The sequence below is a fragment of the Streptomyces sp. 2114.4 genome (assembly GCF_900187385.1).
Taxonomy (GTDB): Bacteria; Actinomycetota; Actinomycetes; order Streptomycetales; family Streptomycetaceae; genus Streptomyces; species Streptomyces mooreae.
Genome location: NZ_FYEY01000001.1, coordinates 4,036,944 through 4,062,485, shown reverse-complemented (window position 1 = coordinate 4,062,485; position 25,542 = coordinate 4,036,944). Strand labels below are relative to the sequence as shown.

At 69.8% G+C, this 25,542-nt stretch carries 18 protein-coding genes and 2 tRNA genes; 17 read left to right on the top strand and 3 right to left on the bottom strand.

Translation table 11 applies throughout. The annotated features are described in order from the left end of the window. The first annotated feature begins 29 nt into the window (after positions 1-29). From gyrB to CFW40_RS17780, 6 genes are all read left to right on the top strand, one after another. The gene (gyrB, locus tag CFW40_RS17805) at positions 30-2,060 is read left to right on the top strand and encodes a DNA topoisomerase (ATP-hydrolyzing) subunit B (protein WP_371127288.1); all 2,031 of its coding nucleotides are present in this window, start codon (positions 30-32) and stop codon (positions 2,058-2,060) included. 50 nt (positions 2,061-2,110) lie between these two features. Further along, positions 2,111-4,735 carry a DNA gyrase subunit A gene (gene gyrA, locus CFW40_RS17800; protein WP_088798832.1) on the top strand — a complete coding sequence of 875 codons (2,625 nt, stop codon included), beginning with the start codon at positions 2,111-2,113 and terminating at the stop codon, positions 4,733-4,735. A 15-nt stretch (positions 4,736-4,750) separates the two neighbouring features. Continuing rightward, positions 4,751-5,434 carry a DUF3566 domain-containing protein gene (locus CFW40_RS17795; protein ID WP_088798831.1) on the top strand — a complete coding sequence of 228 codons (684 nt, stop codon included), beginning with the start codon at positions 4,751-4,753 and terminating at the stop codon, positions 5,432-5,434. 88 nt (positions 5,435-5,522) lie between these two features. Then, positions 5,523-5,596 (top strand) — tRNA-Ile (locus CFW40_RS17790). A gap of 190 nt (positions 5,597-5,786) precedes the next feature. Beyond that, positions 5,787-5,921, top strand: coding sequence for a DLW-39 family protein (locus CFW40_RS37555; RefSeq protein WP_003958712.1), 135 nt, complete (start codon positions 5,787-5,789; stop codon positions 5,919-5,921). A 561-nt stretch (positions 5,922-6,482) separates the two neighbouring features. Further along, the gene (locus tag CFW40_RS17780) at positions 6,483-7,973 is read left to right on the top strand and encodes a hypothetical protein (protein ID WP_088798830.1); all 1,491 of its coding nucleotides are present in this window, start codon (positions 6,483-6,485) and stop codon (positions 7,971-7,973) included. Between the two features lie 53 nt (positions 7,974-8,026). Here the strand turns inward: CFW40_RS17780 and CFW40_RS17775 are convergent, their stop codons facing one another. Both CFW40_RS17775 and CFW40_RS17770 read right to left on the bottom strand, forming a co-directional pair. Beyond that, on the bottom strand, positions 8,027-9,613 hold the full coding sequence (locus CFW40_RS17775; RefSeq protein ID WP_088798829.1) for a serine/threonine-protein kinase: 1,587 nt from the start codon (positions 9,611-9,613) through the stop codon (positions 8,027-8,029). A gap of 47 nt (positions 9,614-9,660) precedes the next feature. Continuing rightward, positions 9,661-10,209 carry a DNA-binding protein gene (locus CFW40_RS17770; protein ID WP_086718572.1) on the bottom strand — a complete coding sequence of 183 codons (549 nt, stop codon included), beginning with the start codon at positions 10,207-10,209 and terminating at the stop codon, positions 9,661-9,663. Positions 10,210-10,336: 127 nt separating this feature from the next. Here CFW40_RS17770 and CFW40_RS17765 point away from each other — a divergent pair. Next, a tRNA-Ala gene (locus CFW40_RS17765) sits at positions 10,337-10,409 on the top strand. A 544-nt stretch (positions 10,410-10,953) separates the two neighbouring features. Here the strand turns inward: CFW40_RS17765 and CFW40_RS17760 are convergent. Next, entirely contained in the window at positions 10,954-11,610 is a 657-nt protein-coding gene (locus CFW40_RS17760) for a response regulator transcription factor (RefSeq protein ID WP_176956470.1), read from the bottom strand. 308 nt (positions 11,611-11,918) lie between these two features. On the opposite strand from CFW40_RS17760, the gene CFW40_RS17755 reads away from it, so the two are divergent. The 10 genes from CFW40_RS17755 (at position 11,919) to CFW40_RS17715 (ending at position 25,483) form a co-directional block, all read left to right on the top strand. Beyond that, positions 11,919-12,371, top strand: a complete 453-nt coding sequence (locus CFW40_RS17755) for a helix-turn-helix domain-containing protein (RefSeq protein WP_088798827.1) — start codon at positions 11,919-11,921, stop codon at positions 12,369-12,371. A 226-nt stretch (positions 12,372-12,597) separates the two neighbouring features. Next, positions 12,598-13,158: an ImmA/IrrE family metallo-endopeptidase gene (locus tag CFW40_RS17750; RefSeq protein WP_093649371.1), complete on the top strand. Its 561-nt coding sequence runs from the start codon at positions 12,598-12,600 to the stop codon at positions 13,156-13,158. Beyond that, positions 13,155-14,354 carry an MAB_1171c family putative transporter gene (locus CFW40_RS17745; protein WP_088798825.1) on the top strand — a complete coding sequence of 400 codons (1,200 nt, stop codon included), beginning with the start codon at positions 13,155-13,157 and terminating at the stop codon, positions 14,352-14,354. Before CFW40_RS17750 ends, CFW40_RS17745 begins: the two co-directional genes overlap by 4 nt. 185 nt (positions 14,355-14,539) lie before the next feature. Continuing rightward, positions 14,540-15,757 carry a S8 family serine peptidase gene (locus tag CFW40_RS17740; RefSeq protein ID WP_088798824.1) on the top strand — a complete coding sequence of 406 codons (1,218 nt, stop codon included), beginning with the start codon at positions 14,540-14,542 and terminating at the stop codon, positions 15,755-15,757. A gap of 238 nt (positions 15,758-15,995) precedes the next feature. Then, positions 15,996-16,715, top strand: coding sequence for an ABC transporter ATP-binding protein (locus CFW40_RS17735; RefSeq protein WP_256331773.1), 720 nt, complete (start codon positions 15,996-15,998; stop codon positions 16,713-16,715). Between the two features lie 3 nt (positions 16,716-16,718). Next, positions 16,719-18,641: an ABC transporter permease gene (locus CFW40_RS17730; protein WP_088798822.1), complete on the top strand. Its 1,923-nt coding sequence runs from the start codon at positions 16,719-16,721 to the stop codon at positions 18,639-18,641. A gap of 233 nt (positions 18,642-18,874) precedes the next feature. Further along, positions 18,875-21,565 carry a class III lanthionine synthetase LanKC gene (gene lanKC, locus CFW40_RS17725; protein ID WP_088798821.1) on the top strand — a complete coding sequence of 897 codons (2,691 nt, stop codon included), beginning with the start codon at positions 18,875-18,877 and terminating at the stop codon, positions 21,563-21,565. Positions 21,566-21,710: 145 nt separating this feature from the next. Further along, the gene (locus tag CFW40_RS38940) at positions 21,711-21,818 is read left to right on the top strand and encodes a SapB/AmfS family lanthipeptide (RefSeq protein ID WP_107440483.1); all 108 of its coding nucleotides are present in this window, start codon (positions 21,711-21,713) and stop codon (positions 21,816-21,818) included. A gap of 156 nt (positions 21,819-21,974) precedes the next feature. Continuing rightward, entirely contained in the window at positions 21,975-23,714 is a 1,740-nt protein-coding gene (locus tag CFW40_RS17720) for an ABC transporter ATP-binding protein (RefSeq protein WP_088798820.1), read from the top strand. After that, positions 23,711-25,483, top strand: coding sequence for an ABC transporter ATP-binding protein (locus CFW40_RS17715; RefSeq protein WP_088798819.1), 1,773 nt, complete (start codon positions 23,711-23,713; stop codon positions 25,481-25,483). The genes CFW40_RS17720 and CFW40_RS17715 overlap by 4 nt, the downstream gene beginning before the upstream one ends. Positions 25,484-25,542: the final 59 nt, after the last annotated feature.

The window sequence follows — 25,542 nt, the reverse complement described above, 5'->3', positions numbered from 1 at the left end:
GGCTCGTGCTGTGCCAGAAAGGGCGCTTCGTGGCCGACTCCGGCGACCTCAACGAGAACAAGACGGCTTCTACTGAAGAGGGGGTTCCTGCCGGCGCCATGGGCGACTCCGCGGTGGAGAAGTCGTACGACGCCAGTGCGATCACCGTCCTCGAAGGCCTGGACGCGGTCCGTAAGCGCCCTGGCATGTACATCGGCTCGACAGGTGAGCGCGGTCTGCACCACCTCGTGCAGGAGGTCGTCGACAACTCCGTCGACGAGGCGCTGGCGGGGCACGCCGACACCATCGAGGTCACGATCCTGGCCGACGGCGGTGTCCGCGTCGTCGACAACGGCCGCGGTATCCCGGTCGGCATCGTGCCGTCGGAGAACAAGCCGGCCGTCGAGGTCGTGATGACGGTGCTGCACGCCGGCGGTAAGTTCGGCGGCGGCGGCTACGCGGTCTCCGGTGGTCTGCACGGCGTGGGTGTCTCCGTCGTGAACGCGCTGTCGCAGCGAGTGGCGGTCGAGGTCCGCACGGACGGCTACCGCTGGACGCAGGAGTACAAGCTCGGCGTCCCGACCGCGCCGCTGGCCAAGCACGAGCCGACCGACGACTCCGGCACCTCGGTGACGTTCTGGGCCGACGGCGACATCTTCGAGACGACGACGTACAGCTTCGAGACGCTGTCGCGGCGCTTCCAGGAGATGGCGTTCCTCAACAAGGGTCTGACGATCGCGCTGACCGACGAGCGCCCGGACCACGTGGACGAGGAGGGCAAGCCGCTCTCGGTGCGGTACCACTACGAGGGCGGCATCGTCGACTTCGTGACGTACCTCAACTCGCGCAAGGGCGAGCTGGTGCACCCGACGGTGATCTCGGTGGACGCCGAGGACAAGGAGCGGCAGCTCTCGGTCGAGCTGGCGATGCAGTGGAACACCCAGTACAGCGAGGGTGTCTACAGCTTCGCGAACATCATCCACACCCACGAGGGCGGCACCCACGAAGAGGGCTTCCGCGCCGCGCTGACCGGTCTGATCAACCGTTACGCGCGCGACAAGAAGCTGCTGCGCGAGAAGGACGACAACCTCACGGGTGAGGACATCCGCGAGGGTCTGACGGCGATCATCTCGGTCAAGCTCGCCGAGCCGCAGTTCGAGGGCCAGACCAAGACCAAGCTGGGCAACACCGAGGTGAAGACCTTCGTCCAGAAGGTGGTCCACGAACACCTCAACGACTGGCTGGACCGCAACCCCAACGAGGCCGCGGACATCATCCGCAAGGGCATCCAGGCCGCGACCGCGCGTGTGGCCGCCCGCAAGGCGCGCGATCTGACCCGCCGCAAGGGCCTGCTGGAGACGGCGTCGCTGCCGGGCAAGCTGAGCGACTGCCAGTCCAACGACCCCGAGAAGTGCGAAATCTTCATCGTCGAGGGTGACTCCGCCGGTGGCTCGGCCAAGTCCGGCCGCAACCCGGAGTACCAGGCGATCCTGCCGATCCGAGGCAAGATCCTCAACGTCGAGAAGGCCAGGGTCGACAAGATCCTGCAGAACAACGAGGTCCAGGCGCTGATCTCGGCGTTCGGCACGGGCGTGCACGAGGACTTCGACATCGACAAGCTCCGCTATCACAAGATCATCCTGATGGCGGACGCCGACGTCGACGGTCAGCACATCAACACCCTGCTGCTCACCTTCCTCTTCCGCTTCATGCGGCCGCTGGTCGAGGCGGGGCACGTCTACCTCTCCCGCCCGCCGCTGTACAAGATCAAGTGGGGCCGGGACGACTTCGAGTACGCCTACTCCGACGCGGAGCGGGACGCGCTGATCGAGATCGGCAAGCAGAACGGCAAGCGGATCCGCGAGGACTCGATCCAGCGGTTCAAGGGTCTCGGCGAGATGAACGCCGAGGAGCTGCGGATCACGACCATGGACACCGACCACCGGGTCCTCGGTCAGGTCTCGCTGGACGACGCGGCCCGTGCGGACGACCTGTTCTCCGTGCTGATGGGCGAGGACGTCGAGGCGCGCCGCTCGTTCATCCAGCGCAACGCCAAGGACGTCCGCTTCCTCGACATCTGAGCCCTGTCGGCCCGAACAACAGCCGCAGCTCGAAAGGACTTTGAACCACCATGGCCGACGAGAACCCCCCTGTGACCCCGGACGGCGTGACCGCCGAGGGCGCGCCCGCCGCCATCGAAGGCGTCGGAATGCGTGTCGAGCCCGTCGGGCTCGAGACGGAGATGCAGCGCTCCTACCTCGACTACGCGATGTCCGTCATCGTCTCGCGTGCGCTGCCCGATGTGCGGGACGGCCTCAAGCCGGTGCACCGCCGCGTGCTGTACGCGATGTACGACGGCGGCTACCGCCCCGAGAAGGGCTTCTACAAGTGCGCCCGCGTCGTGGGCGACGTCATGGGTACGTACCACCCGCACGGCGACTCCTCGATCTATGACGCCCTGGTGCGTCTGGCGCAGCCCTGGTCGATGCGGATGCCGCTGGTGGACTCCAACGGCAACTTCGGCTCCCCGGGCAACGACCCGGCCGCGGCCATGCGGTACACCGAGTGCAAGATGAAGTCGCTGTCCATGGAGATGCTCCGGGACATCGACGAGGAGACCGTCGATTTCCAGGACAACTACGACGGCCGTAACCAGGAGCCGACGGTCCTGCCGGCGCGCTTCCCCAACCTGCTGATCAACGGCTCGGCCGGTATCGCGGTCGGCATGGCGACGAACATCCCGCCGCACAACCTGCGCGAGGTCGCGGCCGGTGCCCAGTGGGCGCTGGAGCACCCCGAGGCCTCCAGCGAGGAGCTGCTGGACGCGCTGATCGAGCGCATCAAGGGTCCCGACTTCCCCACCGGCGCACTGGTCGTGGGCCGCAAGGGCATCGAGGAGGCCTACCGCACGGGCCGCGGCTCGATCACCATGCGTGCCGTGGTGGCGGTCGAGGAGATCCAGAACCGCCAGTGCCTGGTGGTCACCGAGCTGCCCTACCAGGTCAACCCGGACAACCTCGCGCAGAAGATCGCCGACCTGGTGAAGGACGGCAAGATCGGCGGCATCGCGGACGTCCGCGACGAGACCTCCTCGCGTACGGGCCAGCGCCTGGTCATCGTCCTCAAGCGGGACGCGGTCGCCAAGGTCGTCCTCAACAACCTCTACAAGCACACCGATCTGCAGACCAACTTCGGCGCGAACATGCTGGCGCTGGTCGACGGGGTGCCGCGCACGCTCTCGCTGGACGCGTTCATCCGCAACTGGGTCACGCACCAGATCGAGGTCATCGTCCGGCGGACGAAGTTCCGGCTCCGCAAGGCCGAGGAGCGGGCGCACATCCTGCGCGGTCTGCTCAAGGCGCTGGACGCGATCGACGAGGTCATCGCGCTGATCCGGCGCAGTGAGACGGTCGAGGTGGCGCGCGAGGGCCTGATGGGCCTGCTGACCATCGACGAGATCCAGGCGAACGCGATCCTGGAGATGCAGCTGCGCCGGCTGGCCGCCCTGGAGCGCCAGAAGATCACCGCCGAGCACGACGAGCTGCAGCGCAAGATCAACGAGTACAACGCGATCCTGGCCTCCCCGGAGCGGCAGCGCCAGATCATCAGCGAGGAACTGGCCGCGATCGTCGACAAGTTCGGCGACGACCGGCGCTCCAAGCTGGTGCCCTTCGAGGGCGACATGTCCATCGAGGACCTGATCGCCGAGGAGGACATCGTCGTCACGATCACCCGTGGCGGCTATGTGAAGCGGACGAAGACCGACGACTACCGCTCGCAGAAGCGCGGCGGCAAGGGCGTGCGGGGCACGAAGCTCAAGGAAGACGACATCGTCGACCACTTCTTCGTCTCCACCACCCACCACTGGCTGCTGTTCTTCACGAACAAGGGCCGGGTCTACCGCGCCAAGGCGTACGAACTCCCCGACGCGGGACGCGACGCCAGGGGGCAGCATGTGGCCAACCTGCTCGCCTTCCAGCCGGACGAGCAGATCGCGCAGATCCTGGCGATCCGCGACTACGAGGCCATGCCGTACCTGGTGCTCGCCACCAAAGCCGGCCTGGTGAAGAAGACGCCGCTCAAGGACTACGACTCGCCGCGTTCCGGCGGTGTCATCGCGATCAACCTGCGCGAGCAGGAGGACGGCACGGACGACGAGCTGATCGGCGCCGAGCTGGTCTCGGAGAACGACGACCTGCTGCTGATCAGCAAGAAGGCCCAGTCGATCCGGTTCACCGCGACGGACGAGGCGCTGCGCCCGATGGGCCGGGCCACCTCCGGCGTGAAGGGCATGAGCTTCCGCGAGGACGACGAACTGCTCTCGATGAACGTGGTCCGCGCGGGTACGTTCGTCTTCACCGCCACGGACGGCGGCTACGCCAAGCGCACCGCGGTCGACGAGTACCGCGTCCAGGGCCGCGGCGGCCTCGGGATCAAGGCCGCCAAGATCGTGGAGGACCGGGGTTCGCTGGTCGGAGCGCTGGTCGTCGAGGAGAGTGACGAGATCCTTGCGGTGACGCTCGGCGGTGGCGTGATCCGTACGCGGGTCAGCGGGGTGCGGGAGACCGGCCGTGACACCATGGGCGTCCAACTGATCAACCTGGGCAAGCGTGATGCCGTCGTCGGCATCGCATGGAACGCCGAGGCCGGTCGTGAAGCCGAAGAGGTCGACGGGGGCGAGGCGCCCGACGAGGCCGACGCGGCGGAGGAGACCGTGCCCACGGAGGCCGAGGGCGAGCAGCCCCCGGCGGAGTAGCACGAGGAGTAGGTCGTGAGTGGAGCCACGGGCGCTGCGGCGGGTGGATCGGGAGCGAAGAAGGACTCCCCGTCCGGACCCGCAACCGTGACGGAGGACAGCGCCCGTGGCTCTGCCGTTTCTGACACCGGCCCCCGAGACGAGGGCTCACACCAAGGGGGACCCGTGACCGATACCCGTCAGCCGCAACCGCAGCCCCAGGGGCGCGCCCCCGAGGGCGGCTCCCAGCAGCCGTACCAGCCGCCTCAGGCGTACCCCACCGGCGGTGGGCAGGACGGCGGCGGGCAGGCGGTGCGCCGCCCGCGTACGGGCGCCGGCACGGTCCCCCGCACCCGCAAGGCCCGGCTGCGGGTGGCCCGCGCCGATCCGTGGTCGGTCATGAAGGTCAGCTTCCTGCTCTCCATCGCGCTGGGCATCTGCACGGTCGTGGCGGCCGCCGTGCTGTGGATGGTCATGAACGCGATGGGCGTCTTCTCCGCGGTCGGCGGGACGCTCAGCGAGGCCACCGGCTCCGGCGACGGTGCCGGCTTCGATCTGCAGTCGTTCCTGTCGCTGCCGCGGGTGGTGCTGTTCACCTCGGTCATCGCGGTGATCGACGTGGTGCTGGCGACCGCGCTGGGCACGCTCGGGGCCTTCATCTACAACCTGTCGGCGGGCTTCGTCGGCGGGGTGGAGCTCACCCTCGCCGAGGATGAGTGACCCCCGCACGGGAGGGCGTTCGGGGGGCTCCCGGAACCGATTTTGGGAACGCCTCTGAAGTGCGCTAATCTTTCGTTGCAGCGAGCGCGCGGCTATAGCTCAGACGGTTAGAGCGCTTCCCTGATAAGGAAGAGGCCCCAGGTTCAAGTCCTGGTAGCCGCACCGCACCGATCGGCCCGGCCGGGGAACTCCCCGGCCGGGCCGATTCGTTGTACGGAGGCGGAAGTTGGCTCGCGGCAGCGGCCTCGGACGAGGTGTTGCCGACCGCGGGCTAGGTAACCAATCGGTATCGGCCGGTGTGTATCATCGGCCGACATAGGTCCCCTACGTCAACGAAAGACGAGGTCGCGCGGTGAAGAAGCTTCTCCTGGTCGCACTGGCCGCCATCGGCGGGCTCCTCGTGTACCGCCAGATCCAGGCGGATCGCGCCGAGCAGGATCTGTGGACGGAGGCGACCGACTCCGTGCCCGCAGGTTCGGGTGTCTGAGACCCCCCACAGCACAGCAGCACAGGTTCGTACGAGCCCCGATTGCCCCTGGGTGATCGGGGTTTCGTGCGTCCTGGGGCGGGTGCGGGAAGTCTGGCAGGTGCGGCGTGTGCGGCGTGTGCGGCGTGTGGGGCGTGCGGGGTGTGCGGGGTGTTCTGCGGTGGGGGTGGTGGCTGCCGCGGGGTGGCTGGATGTCGTTGTCGGAGCGGGACGGCACTCCCCTTGGATTCGCTAAAGCACACCATTTGCTTGCAGAAGCAAAGATTCCGAGGGTTGGTGCCGCGCGGTGGCCGAGGGTGCGGATGTTTCACGTGGAACATCCGTTGAAGGGGGACGTCACGCCGGTGTGGTCGTGGCCGGACCGACGCTCCCGGGGCGATTCCCCGGCCTCCGCGTACGGCACGCGGGGCGGCGGTGGAAGATGACTCACAGGACGTGTGATGGCCGTCGCGGTCGGCGTGGGGGCGTGCTGCTGCCGGCCGGTCTCGCGGCGGCCTGTGGACGAGTCTGCGGGAAGCCGCGGGCCGGCGCCGGGAATTCCGATCCGATGAGGGGTGGCTCGTGGTGACGGGGCGCACGACGAACAGGGGCATAGCCGTACTGGCGGCGCTCGCCGTGGTGGTGATCCTTCCGGGGGCGGTGGGTGTGGCCTCGGCCGAGACCGTCCCGGGTTACCGGACGGGGGACGGCGCCACGGCGATCAAGGGCAGCACCAGTACCGCGGATGCCCCGCAGCTCAAGCCCGGACTGCACACCGACTCCATCAAGCGCGGTGAGAAGAAGTACTACGCCGTCTCCCTGGACGACAGGACCAGCGCCTACTTCTCTGCCGTCGCGGCGCCCCGGCCCGGGACCAAGGTCGCGGACTACGGCGACAGACTGACCGTCAATGTCCAGGCCAGCGACGGCACGACCTGCGACACGGGCGCCCATCCGTCCTTCCACGGCGGCGGGATGGCCTATCCGATCGCCGACTACGCCACCCGTCGTATCGGCGCCGACCGCACGGGGTGTCAGAAGGCCGGCCCGTACTACCTGGTGATCACCCGCGAGGGGTCGGCGAAGTCCGGCTCCGACGCCTGGCCGCTCGAACTGGACTACCTCGACGAGCCGCCGCTCAAGGGCACCACGCCCGCCCGGCCGGGCCAGGGCAGTTGGAGCACCGTCACGCCCGCCCCGCGCACGGACACCACCAAGCGCAGCGCCAAGGGAGGCACCGGCTTCAACGACGCGGGCTCGGTCGACTCCGGGGTATGGAAGGACCGGATCAGGCCGGGCGAGACCCGCTTCTACCGCGTACCGGTGGACTGGGGACAGCGGCTCAACCTGAGCGCGGAGCTGCCGAACGCGCCCTCCGGCTCCTCCGGTTTCCTCGCCCGGATGCTCGGGCTGGGGGTCTACAACCCGGCGCGTGGTGCGGTCGACGACCTCTCCTTCGTCGCGTACACCGGGAAACCGGTCGCCGCGAAGGAGTTCACCGCGCCGGTGGCGTACGGCAACCGCTTCCAGCCGGTCGGCCCGGTCAGCGCGATGCGGTTCGCCGGCTGGTACTACCTCGAGGTCAGCCTGCACCCCGACGCCGCGCGGTTCTTCCCCAAGGGCGCGGAACTCACCCTCCGGGTGGATGTCCGCGGCGCCGCCAAGGCCGGGCCCGGCTACGCCGAGCCGACCGGCACCTTCTCCGTCACGTCCGGAGACCGTGAGTCGGCGCGGAAGGGTCAGACCGCACAGCAGGCGGCGAAGAGCGGCACCCTGATGACGGTGGCCTACACGGGGATCGGCACGGGGGTGGTGCTGCTGCTGGGACTGGGCGCGTGGACGCTGGTGGCGCGAAGGTCAACGGCCGGTGCACCGGCCGCGGCGGTCGGCCCTGGTGGCCCGGCCGGTCCCGGTGGCCCGCTCGGGCAGCCCGCACTGCCGGGTCAGCCGGGTCAGCCGGGACAGTCGTCACAGCCGTCACCACCAGGACAGCCGGGACAGCCGGGTCAGCCGACACAGACGACCCAACAGGCGCAGCAGAATACGCAGTTCGGGCCTCCACGGGGCTGGTAACGGGGGTTTCAGGGGCCGGCGGGCCCCCGCCGCCACCGGTCCGCGGCGTGGTCTCAGGCGGCCGCCAGGGCCCACACGCCGACCGCGATGCACAGCAGCGCCACGACCAGCACCGGGATCGCGACCTTCGGGGGCGGTCCCGGTTTCCGGTACGGGACGGGAGGCATGGTGGCCGGCCCGGCGACGGGGGTGCCGCCCGGGGGCGGTCCGGGGACCGGGTGAGGGCCCGCCGTATAGGGGCGGGTCGCGGAGTGTCCGTGGTGGACGGCGGCCGTGGGCCGGTACACGGGCGCCGGGGGCGGCGTCAGGGGCAGCCCGCCGGAGGCCGTGCCGGGGCCGGTCGCAGCGCCCTGGCCGGTCGGCGCGCCCTGGCCGGTCGGGACGCCGTGGCCGGCAGCAGGACCGCCGTGGCCGGTGGAGGCCGAGGTGTGGCCGGTGGCAGGGCCGCCGTGGCCGGTGGGCGCGGTGCTCTGGCCGGCGGACGTCATGCCGTGCCCGGTGGACGTCTCACCGTGCCCCATGGGGGTCTCACCGAAGCCGCTGGGCCTCTCGCCGTGCCCCGTGGGCGGGCCGCCCGGCACCGGCAGCGGAGTCGGCGTCGGCGTCGGTGTCGGTGTCGGTGTCGGTGCCGGAGTCTGCGGGGTGCTCGGCTCCGGCGGGGCGATATGGAAGCTTCCGGTGTCCGACATGGACACCTGCGCGGCGGCCGTGGTGCCCGCGGTGGCACCGGCCGTCGCGGGCCCGTCGGCCTCCCCGGTCCGCAGCGGCCCGTCCGCCCCGAAGCCGGCCGGGAGCGGGCCGATGTGGTCGAAGACCTCGACGACCTCGTCCTCGAGCGTCGCGTCGGGCAGCAGCTCCGCCGTCGAGAGGACCGCCTTACGCGCCCCCGTGGCCGTCCTGAACCGGGATTCCGGGTCGGGGTGCACCAGGGACGCCAGCACCTGCCACAGCGGCTCCGGTACCCCCTCGGGCGCGTTCGGGATCCCGTGCCGGCCGAAGTGCCGGCCCAGGGCGTCGGCGTCCGGCTTGGTGCCGGTGATCAGATAGAGCGCGACCAGGCCGACCGCGAACAGGTCGGCGGGGAAGTCCGGTTCGGCGCCCTGCAGTTGCTCCGGGGCGAAGTATCCGGGCGTCCCGACCACGAGGTTGGCCTCGGTCAGCCGCGGCTCACCCTTGCGCATCGCGATGCCGAAGTCCGACAGCCGCAGATGCGGGCGGCCGGTGCCGGTGGCCTCCAGAAGGACGTTCGCCGGCTTGATGTCACGGTGCACCACTCCTTCCGCGTGCACCGCGGCCAGCCCGGCCAGCAGCTGGTCCAGGAGCAGGCAGACGAACCGCGGCGGCAGCGGGCCGTAGTCCCCGATCAGATGCGCCAGCGAGCCGCCGTTCACCAGATCCATGGTGAACAGCACCTTGTCGTCGTCCGCGGCCCAGCTCGCCGGGGCCAGCACATGCGGATGGTCGATCCGCAGTGCCTGTTCGCGGACGAAGCGCAGCAGGGTGTGCGCGTCGCTTTGCTGCAACACCTTGGCGGCAACGTAGCGGCGGCGCCGGGCGTCCCAGGCGCGCCAGACCGCGCCCACCCCACCCCGTCCGATCGGGTCGATCAGCTCATACCGACCGGCGAAGACCTCACCCATTGCGCCCCGTCCGCTTCTGAACTCGCAACGTCCCCAGTGGCTGGTGGCTAACTCTGGTGCGCCTCGTAGTGGGCGACCGCGTCCGCGGTACGACCGGCACCGTAGACCCGGAGGAACTCTGCCAGTTCGGGGTGAGCGGGGGCGAGGGTGTTCGCCGCATCGATGATGTCCCCGGCGTCGGAGACCGACCGCAGCAGCGACTGGATCTCCCGCACCACGCGCCGGACCGTGGTCGCCCCCGTCGACGACGTCTGCTGTGCGGTGTTGTTGAGCACCGAACCCCCCGCCGTCTTCTTGATCTCTTCCATGCGGTCGGTGGCCTCGGCGGCGCTGACGCTGCCGTCGGCGACCTGGCCGGCCAGATCCTGCAGCGCCTGCACCCGCTGCACCACGGCCGGGTTGCCTATCTTCGCGCGCTGCCCGCTCATCAGCTGCGAGAGCATCGGTGCCGACAGGCCGAGCACCGCGGCGAGCCGGGCCTGGTTGAGGCCGAGATCGTCGATGAGACGACGGAACAGCGCTCCCAGCGGCTCCCCGTACCAACTGCGCTGGAGTTCCCGGGCCCGCGCGGTGGCTTCCTGCTGTGCTGTGTCCATACCGTCTCCCCTGTCTCCCCGGTCGCTTCGCTGCCGCGAATCTCGCGAAGCATCCTACGGAGAGCGACGGTGTGCGGCGATACCCGGTCGGGAAAGCGGTCGGACACCAGGTACCCTGGTGCGCGAAGGGGCCTTAGCTCAGTTGGTAGAGCGCTGTCTTTGCATGGCAGATGTCAGGGGTTCGACTCCCCTAGGCTCCACTCGGTAAATGCCCTCTGAACTGCGAGAACGCGGTTTCAGGGGGCATTTTTCGTGCCCATCATGTGCCCCCTGGAAGGCGTGCCTGGGTCCATCTGAGGCGTGGGAACCCTTGAGACTCAAGGGTTCCCACGATCTCGCCCCCCGGTGGACCGGCTTTCACAGACGGGCAGGACGCTACCGCGTGATCCAGCACTGGACGCGCCCCAGCTGCCGGCGCTGACGGGGAACCGCGAGGTCGCGGCGCTGATCCACCGGGCGTATTTCGATCCGGAGACCTGGCTGTGGGCGCCGGCGCTGTCCAGCCTGGAAGCGGACGCGGAGCATCCGGGGATCGCCGAGCACCTCGGGCGGGCACGACACGGCCCCCGGCGCTTGACGAACGTCATCGGAACCGAGGTACCAGGTCCCTGGATCAGGACACGTGCCAGGGTGAGGACCAGTGGGTTCAAAATCCACCGCTACCGCTTTCCACACTCATCTGCTCTGCAGAAGCGTAGGGAAGAGGAGCGTTCGCTTGCCTCGAAGAGACCGGGATGAGGCGAGTCAGAGCCAGCCTCGGGCACGGGCGATCCGGACCGCGTCCAGGCGGTTCCTGGCGCCGGTTTTCTGCACAGCGGACAGCAGGTGGTTGCGTACGGTCCCGACGGACAGGTGCAGGTGGCCCGCCGACTCCTCGGGGCTCTCGCCCTCGGCCGCCAGACCGAGGAGCTCCGACTCCCGCGGGGTCAGCGGGTTCGCCGTCCTGGCGCTGCTCATGACGGCGACATCGGCGCCCACGATGCGCTGGCCGCGGCTCAGGCGCCTGATCGCCTCGACGAGTTCGTCGGCAGAGGCATCGTCGGAGATCACCCCCGCCACATTGGCCTCCAGGGCGCGCTGCGTGCCGCCTGATGAGAGCGCTCCCATGACCAGCAGGATTGCGCTCGCGCCGAAGGCCTCACGCGCGTTGCGGAGCTTCTCGAAAGCGGATCTGCTGCCGTCGGCGAGGCAGAGGACCACCACATGGGGGCGCAGCCGCCTGCCGGCCGGAACGGAGGCGACGTCCTCCCCGTCCCCAAGCACCCGGATGCCCGCCCGGCAGGAGACCATGGCAGCGATGCCGCTGCGTGTGAGGGCCCCTTGGGCGAGGATCAGTACATCGATGGTGTCCGGTTCGGTACCGGCCAGACCACTGCCGGGCAGCCGGGCCGCAGTCGGCAATGAGGATCTCGCCTCGTACCCCGCGCCGCCGTGTCGGCTTGCTGCTCTTTGCGCGATGCTCATGAGATTCTCTCCCCCCAAACTAGAGAAAGTCAGGCACATGCACAGCCAGGGACCGCGCCGGGCACTGCCGCGCCCTCACGCCCGTCGACCGTTGACTGATCGACTCCCGAGCGCGGCAACAGAGTTGATGCAATCAGCAGGACGCTAAGCCGCCCGTCCACACGCGTCAACTCATGTAATTGAGACAGCGCAACGACGTGCACACGGGTGTGCCACTACATTGAAGCGGGGGACGGAGGCGTTACGTGGCTGATGTAGAGGACGTCGGTGAGCGTTCGTTCGCCGCCAAGTTGAACCACCTTTTCGAGACAGTCGTGCCGGTGGGGCGTGGCCCTTTCCGTACGGAAGAAGTCGCACGTGCCATCTCCTCGGGCAGCGTGTCCATCTCCGGCAGCTACATATGGCTGCTCCGCAAGGGGCAGCGCGACAACCCCACCCTCAAACACGTCGAGGCGCTCGCGCGGTTCTTCGGAGTGCCGCCTGCCTACTTCTTCGATGACCGTACGACCCAAGCGGTCGACGGCGAACTGGAGTTGATGGTCGCGTTGCGGTCCGCCGGTGTGCAGCATGTGGCGCTGCGGGCAGCCGGACTTTCCCCCAGGAGCCTGCGGAGCATCAAGGAGATCATCGAACACGCCCGCGAACTGGAGGGGCTCCCGGGGACGGCACACCACGAGGAGCACTCGCACGACAGTTGACGGTCACTTCAGCCATCATCCACGACAGCTGACGGTCACTTCGGGTCATCGTCTTCGAGCGGGAGCCGTTGGCGCCGGTTACGATCCCGGGGCTCAATTACTTGTGAGTCAGTGACTTTCACGGGCTTGGAGGGCGAATGCCGCAAGTGCGGATCCAGGAGCTATCTCTCCACAGAGGAGCCCGCCGGGACTTCCCTGCGGGCGAGAGCAGTCGGCGGCTGTAACGGTGTCTGGCTTATCCCTGTTGTCCCGCTGGTGGGCCGACCGCAGGAGGTTCAGGCGGCTGCACCGTGCGTCCGAAGAGCTCCTTGACCGCCTGGACCTGCCCACCGGGAGCAGCGTTGCCGCGCTCATCGACCGGCTGAGCCGTCGGCGCAACCGCCCCATTCACGTGATCCCCGCGGCTCTCGGCGCAGGCGAGCCGTGCGGGATATGGCTGGCGACGGACAGTGCCGACATCATCGTCGTCGAGGCCGACATCACGCCGTTCCATCAGGACCACATCATCGCGCACGAGTTGGCGCACGTGCTGTGCGCCCACTCCGACTCGTCGAAGCCCGACCCGGAAGGCATGGCGCTGCTCTTCCCTCACCTTGACGTCCAGCGCGTCATCGAGGTCATGGGCCGGTCCGCCTATTCCACCGAGGACGAACAAGCGGCGGAAATCGTCGCCTCGCTGATACTGGAGCGGGTCACCCGCCCTCCGAGGGAATCCACATGGGCGGTGCCCTCCGGTGACGCCGCCACCGTCGCGCGGATCGACCAGTCACTGAGGCTGCCGGAGTGAACGGTGTGAAGGGTGTGGTCTTTCCCCTCTGCACCGCGATATGCCTGCTGGTTCTGCTCTACAAGGTGCGAGACATCCGCGTCCATCGCAACGATCGGGCGCTCTTGGCCCTGCTCATGGCGTTCTCCTGCACGGCGGTGTCCTTCGCGCTGTCCACCCCGTCCGTGTCGGCGGCCGTGGACGCCCGCACCGGAATTCCCAATCTGGGCGCGCTCGGCATCCACCTCTTCGGCGGAGTGGCGTCCAGCGCGGCCACCCTCATCGCGATCGCCTACTGGGTGCATCCGCCTGACGTGGCCCGCCGCAAGGCTATCCGGGCGCTGGTGAGCAGTGGGCTGTGCGCTGCCGTCATGCTGACGATGTGGTTCGTCGACGACCCGGCGGGTGCCGGGCGGGCCCCCCACTATCTGCTCCAGCAGGCGCACCGGGCGCCCGGCGCCGTGTACCTGCTGGTGTATGTGACCGCCTTCGGCTCTGGGATGGTCGAGATCATCCGGCTGTGCCGGCGCTTCGGCCGCGTGGCGGGGCGTCAGTGGCTGCGCCGGGGCCTGTACACCACCGGGATCGGTGCGGCTGCGTACCTCGTCTACTGCATCCATCGCGCATCCGCAGTGCCGGCCGTGCAGTTAGGCCTCGATCCGCGGCGCTGGGAACTGCTCACACCGCTGGTCAGCGGCATCGGGATTGCCTTCCTCGCGGTGGGACTGACCATGCCCTCGTGGGGGCCGGCCGCCTCTGAATGGCACCGCAAGGTGCGCAACTACATCCACTACCAGCGGCTGCACGCGCTGTGGCGCGCCGTTACCGAGGCGCATCCGCACGTCGTCCTGGAACCGCAGCACCCCTCCCCGCTCTTCCGCGCCATGCCCGGGAACATCGATTACCGCCTCTACCGCGAGGTCATCGAGATCCAGGACGGGCTCCTTGCCCTGCGGCCCTACATGGATTCGGAGATCACTGCGCGCGCCCGGCACAGCGCCCGGCAGGAGGGCCTGTCGGGGGCGGCCCTCCAGGCGGTGGTGCAGGCCACAGCGGTGCGTCAGGCCCTGCGGGCCAGGCACGCGGGCCCCGGGCTGAGCACCGGGGAGGGACTGCCCGCCGTGGAGCCGTACGTGCGCGGGAGCGGCGACTACGGTGCGGAAGTGGCCTGGCTGCTGAGCGTGGCCCGGGCCTTTTCGAACCTCCCCTCCCACTGAAGGAGTTCTTCGTGAAACACCGCACGCTTGGCACCCACGGACCGCGGGTGCCATCCGTAGGGATCGGCTGCAGGGGGTGTTCAACTCCGCATGGATAACCCACGATTGTGGTGCCGAGCCGTGCTCGGGCCGCCCGGCGGATCGATCCTGTAGTGACAGGACACGTCCGGTGAGGGGACAGCGGCATGGGGTTCCGCGGAAGGACCGTGCGCGGCGGCGGTACGTGGCGGCGCATCTGTGGTCTGCTCGTCGTGGGGGGCCTGCTCCTTCCGGGCATCGGTGCGGCCTCGGCCGACACCGTCGGCCGCGCGCGGACCGCCGATGCCGTTGGTGGGCGCGAGCCCTCGATAGCTGTGCCCTACCGTGTGGCCGAGCTGTGGCGGCAAGGGATCACGGGCCGCGGCACCACGGTCGCGGTGCTCGTGTCGTACGGGGACCCGGGCCTGGAGCGGTTCATGAGGGACTACGACGCGCAGTACGGGTTGCCTGCCGCCGACATCCGGCGGGTCGAACCGTTGGGAAAGCCGCCGTCTTGCACCTCACCCGGCGTCGACACGGAGAGCTGTCAGGCCTGGGCCTCGGAGACCCGGCTCGATGTCGCCATGGTCCACTCGTTGGCCCCGCAGGCTCGCATCGTGGTCGCCGCCTCGCCCGTGGACGAGACGCAGGGCGAGAGCGGCATGCCCGAGATGATGCGGGTCCTGGACCACCTCACGCGGCACCGCCTGGCGGACGTGGTGTCCATGAGTTTCGGCTCCGTCGAGCAGAACTTCGCCGACTCCGCGTCCGTGCTCGCCTACGGCGCCACGTTCGACCGGGCACGCGCGGTGGGCACGACCCTGGTCGCCTCCTCGGGGGACCTGGGGGCTAGCGGCCCACTGCGCGACCATCCCGACCGGCATTACCCCCGGCGCGTAGTGGCCTGGCCCGCGTCCGACCCCCGGGTTACCGCGGTCGGCGGGTCCTTGCTGCATGTCGATCCGCAGGGCCACCGCACTTCTCCCGACACGCTGTGGCCCAAGTCGGGGGCCGGGCACTCGTCACTGTTCGCGCGCCCGGCATGGCAACGCACGGCCACGGCCGGTGACACGACCCCCGGCCGTTCGGTTCCGGACATCGTGATGCAGGGGTCGGCCGGCACCTCCCAGTCGGCCCCGCTCTTCGCTGGTGTCCTCGCCCTAGCGGCGCAGCTGCACCAGGGGGCGCTGGGCGACATCAACCCCGCCCTCTACCGGCTGTGCGCGGCAAGGCCCACCGCCGGGATCGTCGACGTCACCGAGGGCGCCAACACCTACGCCGAGGTTCACGGGTTCACCGCACGCCCGGGCTTCGACACGGCCAGCGGCTGGGGCACGGTCGACGTGCCCCGGTTCGTCCGAGCCCTGGCGCGAGCCGTGACCTGAACCGACCGGTGGACCGCCCCCCGCCCCTCGCCCGGCATGACCGCGTGACGGCGGCCGTGTTATTACGGGCGGGTCTTGTGCGGGTGGCCGTCGGTCACCGGGCCCCACGTACTGATAGCGAGAGAGAGCGCACGTGAGCGAGCACGCAGGCGCCGGAGCCGGCCATCGCTTAGGCCGGCCCGCCCATTTCCGGCCACAAGGCGGCGCCCAACCGCCACCCGCAGAGCGCCCCTGGGCGGTGCGCCTGGACGGCGTGCGCAAGGTGCACGGAAGCGGCAGGTCCGCGGTGACGGCCCTCGACGGGGTCACCACGCAACTGGCGTACGGAACGTTCACCGCCGTGATGGGACCCTCCGGCTCGGGCAAGAGCACCTTCCTGCACTGCGCGTCGGGCCTGGACCGCCCCGACAGCGGCACCATCGAGATCGGTGGCCGGGATCTGGGCCCGTTGGGCGAGCGGGAGCTGACCTTGCTCAGGCGAGAGCGGATCGGCTTCGTCTTCCAGGGATTCAATCTGCTGCCCGCGCTGACCGCCGAGCAAAACATCACGCTTCCGGCGCGGCTGGCCGGCCGGAGAGTTCGGCTCGACCGGGCCTGGCTGGAGTGGCTACTCGGCTACACCGGGCTCACCGAGCGGCGTGGACACCGGCCGGCCGAACTCTCCGGAGGCCAGCAGCAGCGGGTGGCCATCGCCCGCGCACTCATCACCCACCCCGAGGTGGTCTTCGCTGACGAGCCCACCGGCGCCCTGGACACCAACTCGGCCCGCACGGTCCTCGAACTGCTCCGCGGTCTCGTGGACGACGTCAGCCAGACGGTCCTGATGGTCACCCACGACCCGGTGGCCGCGTCGTACGCCGACGCCGTCCTGATCCTGGCGGACGGCACGGTCACCGAGGTCCTGCACGGGGCATCCGCCGGCACCATCGCCGAGCACATGGCGCGACTGGGGGCCTGACCCATGCTGTTCCTCCTGGCGTGGTGGTCCATCCGCGCCCGCAAGGTCTCGTTCGCCGGATCCTTTGTGGCCATGCTCTGCGCGCAGACCTTGATCACGGCCTGTGCGGTGCTGCTCGATGCCGGCCACCGGGCCGTGCCGGGGCAGGGTGGCGGGGACGTGGTGTCTTTCGTCGTGCCCTTCGGCTTTATCTGTCTGTTCGTCATGGCCTTCGCGGTCTCGGGCGCCTTCGCCCTGTCCGTCCAGCAGCGGACCAGGGAGGTCGCCCTGCTGAGGGCCGTCGCCGCGACCCCCGGTCAAGTCCGTCGGCTCGTCGCCTACGAGGCGCTGGTCGTGACCGCCGTCGCCGCCGTCCCCGGCTGCGGGCTCGGCCTGCTCCTCGCCGTGGGACTGCGCGCCTGGCTGGTGGCCCAGGGCCTGATCCTCAGCGCCCTCCCCCTCGACTTCGGCCCGGTGAGCATCCTGATCGCCGTGCTGATCTGCTGGGTGACCGCTCAGGCCTCGGTGTGGAGCAGCGGCCGGCGGGCCTCTCGGGTGCGCGCCGTCCAGGCGCTGGGCGAGGCCTCGGCCCCGCGCCGCCGGGTGGGCGTGGCCCGCACCTTCCTGGGGCTCGCGGTCCTGACCGGGGGTATCTGGGGGCTCGTGTCGATCAGGAGTGCGGAGATCTCCCACGCGGCGAACACGGCCGGGGTCATGGTCCTGGTGCTGATGTCCGCCGTCGGGCTGCTCGCTCCCTGGGTCGGCAAGCTGGCCGGCGCTGTGTTCGGGCTCCTCTGCCAGGTCCTGTTCCCGGCGCTGGGTCTGCTGGTGAAGACCAACCTCAGCGCGGGCCACCGGCGGCTCGGTGCCGCCGCCACGCCGCTCGCCCTCACCGTCGCGTTCGCCGCTGTGGCCCTGTTCGTACCGCAGATGAAGTGGCACGAGCAGGCGCAGCAGGACCGGCAGCGCATGGTGGCCGACCGGATCGTGCAGGGCGCCGGCAGCGGACTTCCGGCCTTGGCCGCGTCAACGATCCGCGGCGCGGCGGGGGCCCGTACCACGATTGCCACCACGGGCTCCTATGTGACGGTTGTCGCCGACCCCGAGTCCGAGCAACAGGGCCCCGGCGGCATCGCGCAGATCGTCTCGGACGGACCGCTGGACGAGGTCCTCGACCTGGGCGTCGTCCAGGGCCGCATCGGCGGGCTGGGCGCGCGGGACGTCGCGCTGAGCGAGGACCTGGCCCGGCGTGCCCACGTCCGGGCGGGCGACGAGGTGCGCGTCACCCTGGAGGACAACCGGGTGGCGAAGGTCAGGGTCGCCGCCGTGTATAGCCGCTCCCGCGGCTTCGGCGAAGCCGTACTGCCCCAGCGTCTCGCGGCCGGGCACTTGTACGACAGGCCGCTGCTGCTGGACGCCGTGTACGTACGCGCCCAGCCCGGCCGGGAGCAGCAGTTGGACGACAGCCTCGCGACACTGCACCGGGCCAAGTCATCCTGGCGGGTACTGGACCGCGATGCCTACCGGGCCGAGGCCCTCCGGCGCCAGGACGCCTCCATGACCGCCACCTATCTGCTCCTCGTGGTGGTGACGGTCTTCACCTCGATCTCGGTCGTGAACACCCTGGTGATGACCACGATGGAACGCTCCGGAGAGTTCGCGCTTCTGCGTCTCGTGGGCGCCACCCGCAGACAGGTCGCCCGCATGATGCGCCTGGAGAACGCGGTGATCGTGCTGACCGCGCTCCTGGTCGGATCGCTGGTCGCGGGGGCCGTTCTCGCAATGTTCAGCCAGGTACTGACCGGCTCGCCACGCCCGCGCCTCGAGGGCGCCACGCTCGCTCTCATCCTGGGCGGCGCGGGCGTCCTTGCCCTTGCCACCGGTGTGTCCACCACGCGTATCGCCCTGCGCCAGCGCCCGTCCGCCGCGCTGCGCGGAGCCGAGTAACGGGCGGGGTGGGGCAGGCTTGACACGGCCGGGGCCCTCGGGCCGAGCGTGAGATCCGTTCGGCCCGACGGCCTTTACGCTGATCGGAAATCCCCCTCCGCGACAGATCCATGAACCGGGCCGCTCCCCTCATGTGAAATCCATGTGTGCAACCATGAGGAACACACTTGTTCGACATTTCTCGTTGGCCGAAGATATACCTGTCGGTGAAATGCCGGGAGATCCCAGGAGGAATGGTGGACAAGCGCTACGACGTCTACTGTCTGGCAGACCGCTATTTCTACGACCTGTCGGATCGGAAGGCGACCGCCGGCGAGCTCGCCAAGCTCGCGTTCGCCGCGGATTCCATTGAACTCCCTCCTGGATGGACCAAGTTCGCCAAGGAGGACTGGACTGTCTGCAAGCCGCCCGAGCAGCGGCTTCCGATGCAGGGATGGAAGATCCACGTCTCGGCGACAGGCGCGAACGCGGATGCCGTCCTGGAATCCGTGTACCGCTACTGCGTACCACGCGATATATCATTCAAATATCTTTCCGGGCGCCACGTGCTGAAGAATCGGAATCTCAAGTACTCCGACCGCGGGTCCAGCGGAAAATTCATCACCGTCTACCCGCTGGACGAACAGATTCTGCGGACCACTCTTGAAGAACTCGGCAAGGAGCTCGACGGCCAGGAAGGGCCGTACATCCTGAGCGATTTACGCTGGGGAAACGGTCCTTTATATGTGCGTTACGGCGCGTTCATCGAGCGGCACTGCATATCGGAGACGGGCGCACTCGTCGGCGCCATCGAGGACGACCACGGAAACCTGGTGCCCGACCGTCGCGACCCGGTCTTCCACGTCCCGGCGTGGGTCACCGTGCCGGAGTTCTTCGCCCCCCATGTCGAGGCGCGCAAAGGCGGCACCACGAACGACATCGCCTACACCGTCGAACGCGCCGTGCACTTCTCCAACGCGGGCGGCCTGTACGAGGCCCGGCACCGGGAGAGCGGCCGCAAGGTGATCCTCAAGGAGGCCCGGCCCCATGCCGGGCTGACCATGGATTCGGCGGACGCGGTGCACCGGTTGTGCCACGAACGGGACATCCTGGAGCGGCTCAAGGGCATCACGGGCGTACCCGAACTCATCGACTACTTCGAGTGGGGCGGCCACCACTTCCTCGTGCAGGAGTTCGTCGAGGGGGAGACGCTCAGCAGGACCTTCGCCCTGCGCTACCCGCTCAACGAGCGGGAGACCGACCCCGCCGAAGCGGCGCGTTACACCGAGTGGGCCCTGGAGGTGTCACGGCAGACCGAGGCCATCGTCGCCGAGATCCACGAGCGTGGCATTGTCTTCGGAGACCTGCATCCCTTCAACATCCTGGTGGGGGAGGACGGCAGAGTCTCGCTGATCGACTACGAAGTGGCATCGGACGCCGAGGCGGGGGTGAAGCCCAGCCTGGTAAACCCCGCGTTCGCGGCGCCGGCCGACCGCACTGGATTCGACCATGACCACTACGCGCTCGGCTGCTTGCGGCTTTCGCTGTTCATGCCGCTCACCACCTTGCTCCGGCATGACTTCGGGAAGGCACACCACTTCGTCGAGTACATCCGGCAAGTGTTCCCGCTGCCCCCGGGGTATCTCGACGAGGCTGTCGAAAGGATCACCGGGACCAGCCCGACGCCCATCTTGCGTCGTCGCCCGGAGACCGCGCTGGACCGGGTACCGCGGGTCACCGCCGACCCCGAGCAGTGGCCGCGGCTGCGGGACGCGCTCGGCCGGGCCATCCTGTGCAGCGCGACCCCCTCTCGCGACGACCGGCTGTTTCCCGGTGACATCGAGCAGTTCCACACCGGGGCTCTGAACCTTCAGCACGGGGCCGCCGGAGTGCTTCTCGCGCTCCTCGACGCCGGGGTCGCCTTCCCGCACGAATACCGCAGCTGGCTCGCACGACGCGCCCTGACGCCACGCCCGCAGGACCGGCTCGGTCTGTACGACGGCATGCACGGGGTGGCCCACGCCCTGCTGAGGCTCGGCGACGAGGACACCGCACGCGAACTGCTCGCCGTGTGCCTCAAGGAGCAGTGGGAGATGCTCGGCAGCGACCTCAAAGGCGGTCTGGCCGGCATCGGGCTCAACCTCCTGGCGTTCAGCCAGAAAACGGGCGACACCGAGTACCTGCGCGCTGCCGAGCTCATCTCCGACCGGCTGGGCACGGCCGACTCCGTCGCCACCACCAGCGGGGGCGCGCACCCCTACGCCGGGCTGATGCGTGGCTCTTGTGGCCCCGCCCTCTTCTTCCTTCGCCTGTACGAGAGGACCGGCGACCGCGAGTACCTGCGGCTGTCCCGCACCGCCATCGAACAGGACCTGCGCCGCTGCGTCACACGCGAGAACGGGATGATGCACGTGAACGAGGGATGGCGGACCATGCCGTACCTCGCGACCGGCAGCGTCGGCATCGGTCTCGTCCTGGACCAGTACCTCCGGCACGACACGGACGAACGCCTGGTCACCGCCTCGGACGCGATCGCATGCGCCGCCTCGTCCCAGTTCTACGTGCAGTCCGACCTGTTCAACGGGCGGGCCGGAATCATCCTGTACCTCGCCGAACGCGCCAGGACGCGCCCCAGCGAGGCAAGTCGTGCCGATCTCGACCGCCAGCTCGGCCTCCTCAACCTGCACGCCCTGTCCTACGGGGGCGGCCTCGCCTTCCCCGGCGAAATGCTCATGCGGCTGTCCATGGACCTGTCGACCGGCAACGCCGGCGTACTCACCGCCCTCGCGGTGGCCCTGGGCCGGGAACACCCCGGACTCCCTCTGCTGTCCACCGCCCGCCCCAGCGGCACCCCCAAGACTTCCCACCCGGACCACGGGCGGGGCAGCACGGACCGATCCACGAAGGGAGGTGAACCCGATGGTGCTCGACCTTCAGGGACTTGAGCTGCCCGAGGGCGACGAGATGGCGCCCATGAGCGGCGTCAGCAACCAGTGCAGCAACTCCAGCTACATCTTCTGCTGACCCTGAGTCGGCCCACGGCCGTACGTGCCGTGACGACGAGAGACGGACCGAGGGGAGGGAAAACTCATGGCGCTCCTCGACCTTCAGGGGCTTGAGCTGCCGGACACGTCCGCGCAGCCGCTGGGCAGCTCGAACAGTGCGACCTGTTCCAGCCACAGCTGGGTGTTCTGCTGAGGCTGATCGAGATGTCCATCCGGGTGAACGGCGGCCCACTGTGACCGTCGCCCGAACTTCCGGCAGCGCCTCGGGGAGCCAAGTCCCCCCGGGGCGCTGGCAACATCAGGGGCCGGCGCACGGCCCCTGTGATCCACACGAGCGAGGTGGAGACCAGTGGCGGGTGGTGCGGGAACACGACTGCTGCGCACCGCGGCGCGCACCCAGGCCGCCGGCGCGGCTGTGCTCGTCGCCACCGGGTGTGTGAGCGCCGCCGCCCAGCTCGCCCTGCCGGCCGTGCTGGGCAAGGCGGTCGACGCACTCGTCGGAGGCATCGGCTTCGGCCGGTGGCTGGCGGCCTGCCTGGCCCTGGTGGTCGTCTACGTGGCGTTCGAGGCGTACAGCGACTACCGGGCCGGCGCTGTGCAGGCGCGCTCCGCGCTCTTCTTCCGACGGACGACCACCGGCCGACTCGTGGGCGCGGGCCCGCGCCCACGGACCGACGGAGGGCCGGGCGGCTTCGCGGCCTGCATCCTGGAAAGCGCGGCCGCGGCCGCGATGGGGACCAACGCGGCGGTGTGGCTGGCGCTTTCCCTGCTTCCTGCGCTGGTGAGCCTGTTCATGCTGTGGCGGACGGACGTGTGGATCGGGCTCGTCTTCAGCTGCGGCCTACCCGTCGTCGCTTGGTGCATCAGGTCGTTCGCCGTCGACAGCTCGCTTCTGGTCACCCGCTACTTGGAGGAGCAGAACAGGGTGTCGAGCCGGCTCGCAGAGGCGCTCGGCGGCGCCCGCACCATCGCCGCGTCCCACACCCTGGAGCGCGAAGTGGCCCGTGTGGTGGAGCCGCTGCCGCGGCTCCGCCGCAGCGGGGACGCCCTCTGGCGGCTCCAGGCCAAGGTCACCGCGCAAAGCAACGTGCTCTTCCCCCTCCTGCACATCGCCGTCGTCGCCACCGCCGGGCTCGAACTCGGCCGCGGCCGCATCTCCTCCGGGCAACTGCTGGCTGCGTCGGAGTACACGGCCATGGGCACCGGCCTCGGCATGACCGTGCTATTCGTCAACCAGCTCGCCCGGGCCCGCTCCGGAGCGGGCCAGCTGGAGACGTACACGGCGCTGCCGACCATGGAGTACGGCACAGCGGAACTGCCCGGGCCGGCCCCCGCCACGGGCCTGGGCGTCGAGCTCAGGGATGTGACCCTGCGGCGTGCCGGGCGCACCGTCCTGTCGGGCGTCGACATCGCCGTGCCGCCCGGAGGGACGGTGGCCCTCGTCGGGCGGTCGGGCTCGGGAAAGTCCACGGTGGCAGCGCTCATGGGCCGCCTCTTCGACCCCGACCGTGGCACCGTGCTTCTCGGCGGTGTGCCCGCGCGGACGCTGTCCAGGGCGGTGCTTCGGCACTCGGTTGTCTTCGCCTTCGAGCGGCCCGAGCTGATCGGTGACGACATCGCGGACACCATCGCGGCCGGTGCGCCGAACACCACGCTGGACGACGTGGTCCGCGCCGCCGGGCTCGCCCGCGCCGCGTCCTTCATCGAGAAGATGCCGGACGGATACCGCACCGGCGTCGAGTCCGTGGTCCTGTCGGGCGGTGAGATGCAACGGCTCGGCCTGGCCCGGGCCTTCATACGGCCCGCCCAGCTCGTGCTGCTCGATGACGCCACATCGAGCTTGGACATGGCGACGGAGTACGAGATCGACCGGGCGCTGGCCGCCGGCACCTCGGGTGCGACGCGGGTGCTCGTCGCTCACCGGGCGTCCAGCGCGGCCCGTGCCGACACGGTGGTCTGGCTCGACGCCGGGAAGGTGCGCGCAACCGGAACACACTGCGAACTGTGGGAGCTGCCTGGCTACCGGGCGATATTCCAGGAACAGACCGAGCCCCGCACACCCCTCGACCCGGAGGGAGCGGCCCGATGAGACCCGCCGGAAGCCGCACTGCCGGGCAGTACCTGCGGCAGAGGCTGCGCGGCGACCGCCGCACACTGATCCGCGTCCTTGTATGGACGGGCGTGGAGTCCCTGCCCGCCTTCGCGGCCGGGCACGCCGTGGCCCTGGCTGTCGACCGCGGGTTTCTGGCCGGCGCACCACTGGTGGGAGTCGGGTGGTTGGCCCTGCTCGCCGCGGTCTCGGCCGTGGGTGCGTTCGGGGCCCGCGGAGCGCTCCTGAGCACCGCGGCCGTCGTCGAGCCACTGCGGGACGCACTGGTGACCCGCACGGTAGAGGCCACGCTGCGGCACGCGCTGACCGGCGGCCGCATGGAGCAGGACCGGTCAGGCGTCGCACGGCTCACCCGCCAGGTCGAGATCGTGCGGGAAGCGGCGGGCAGCCTGCTGGCGGTGGTGTGCCGCTTTGCCTTCTCCTTCGTCGGCGTGTGCGTCGGCACCCTCACGCTGGAGCCGACGGCCGCCCTGCTGGTCTTCGCCCCCGTGGCCGTCGGCGTCGGCTGTTACCTGGTGTCCCTGCGCGGGGTGGTACGCGCCGAGATGCGCAGCACCCTGGCGACCGAGTCCCTCGCACACGAGGCCTGGCGGCTCGCTGCGGGACTGCGGGACATTACCGCGTACGGCCTGGAGGAATCGGCTCTGCTGCGGTTCGACGACGTGGCGAAGGAGAACGCGCGCGCGGAGATCGCGCTCGCCCGCCTGACCGCGCTGCGCACCCTCGCCCTCGGGATGGGCGGCTGGGTGCCGCTGGTCCTGGTCCTGCTGTGGGCCCGGTGGGGCGCCCAGGGCATGAGCGCGGGCACGGTCCTGGGGGTACTGACATACCTCGCGCAGAACCTGCGCCCTGCGGTGCAGACCCTGGTCCAGGGCGTGGGCACAACCGGCATAAGGCTGTTCGTCACGCTCGGCCGGCTGCTGGACGACCTCGGTCCGCGGCCGGACGGCGCCGGACCTGCGCCCACACCGGCCGTCCCCACCTCCGCGTCCTCCACCAGGGCCGGGAACGGAGCCGCCGGGGTCGAGGTGGTCCTGGAGTCGGTGTCCTTCTCCTATCCGGGCGGCGCGAACGACATCCTCAGCGGCATCGACCTGCGCGTGGCATCCGGCGAGCACCTCGCGGTCGTGGGCCCCAGCGGCATCGGCAAGTCGACACTGGCCTCCCTGGTGGCCGGCACCCACGGACCCACCCGCGGCCGGGTCCTCCTCGACGGCGTCGACCTCACCTCGCTCACGCCCGCCCGGCAGGGCGCGCTGCGGGCCTATCTACCTCAAGAGGCATACGTCTTCACGGGGACGCTCCGGGAGAACCTCGGTTACCTGGCAGACGGCCCGGCGGACGACCGCCGGATGGACCGTGCGGTCACGGAGTTCGGCCTGGCGGACCTGGTGTCCACGACCGGTGGCTACGACGGTCTCGTGGACCCCGGCGCACTCTCCGCCGGCCAGCGCCAGCTGATCGCCCTGGCACGCGCCTACCTGTCGCCGGCCCGGTTGATCGTGCTCGACGAGGCGACGTGCCATATGGACCCAGTGACCGAGAGCCGCGCCGAGGAGGCGATGCGGGAACGCCCCGGCACCCTGGTCGTCATCGCCCACCGGATGAGCTCGGCCCGGACCGCGGACCGGGTGATGGTGCTGGACGGCGGGGCCCCGCGGATCGGGAGCCATCACCGGATGCTCGTGGAGTCCGATCTCTACCGCGATCTCGTCGGGCTGTGGTCTGCGAAGAGCGCCACCCCCTGAGGTGACGGAAACCGCGGATCTGACGAACCCGGGGGCGATCGGGGCTTCAATGTTCAGAG

Bases quoted from the DNA above. Each gene is read 5' to 3' on its own strand.
- CFW40_RS17715 (WP_088798819.1), top strand. From the start codon at position 23,711: ATGAGACCCGCCGGAAGCCGCACTGCCGGGCAGTACCTGCGGCAGAGG.
- lanKC (WP_088798821.1), top strand. From the start codon at position 18,875: ATGGTGGACAAGCGCTACGACGTCTACTGTCTGGCAGACCGCTATTTC.
- CFW40_RS17775 (WP_088798829.1), bottom strand. From the start codon at position 9,613: ATGGGTGAGGTCTTCGCCGGTCGGTATGAGCTGATCGACCCGATCGGA.
- CFW40_RS17740 (WP_088798824.1), top strand. From the start codon at position 14,540: ATGGGGTTCCGCGGAAGGACCGTGCGCGGCGGCGGTACGTGGCGGCGC.
- CFW40_RS17770 (WP_086718572.1), bottom strand. From the start codon at position 10,209: ATGGACACAGCACAGCAGGAAGCCACCGCGCGGGCCCGGGAACTCCAG.
- CFW40_RS17730 (WP_088798822.1), top strand. From the start codon at position 16,719: ATGCTGTTCCTCCTGGCGTGGTGGTCCATCCGCGCCCGCAAGGTCTCG.
- CFW40_RS38940 (WP_107440483.1), top strand. From the start codon at position 21,711: ATGGCGCTCCTCGACCTTCAGGGGCTTGAGCTGCCGGACACGTCCGCG.
- gyrA (WP_088798832.1), top strand. From the start codon at position 2,111: ATGGCCGACGAGAACCCCCCTGTGACCCCGGACGGCGTGACCGCCGAG.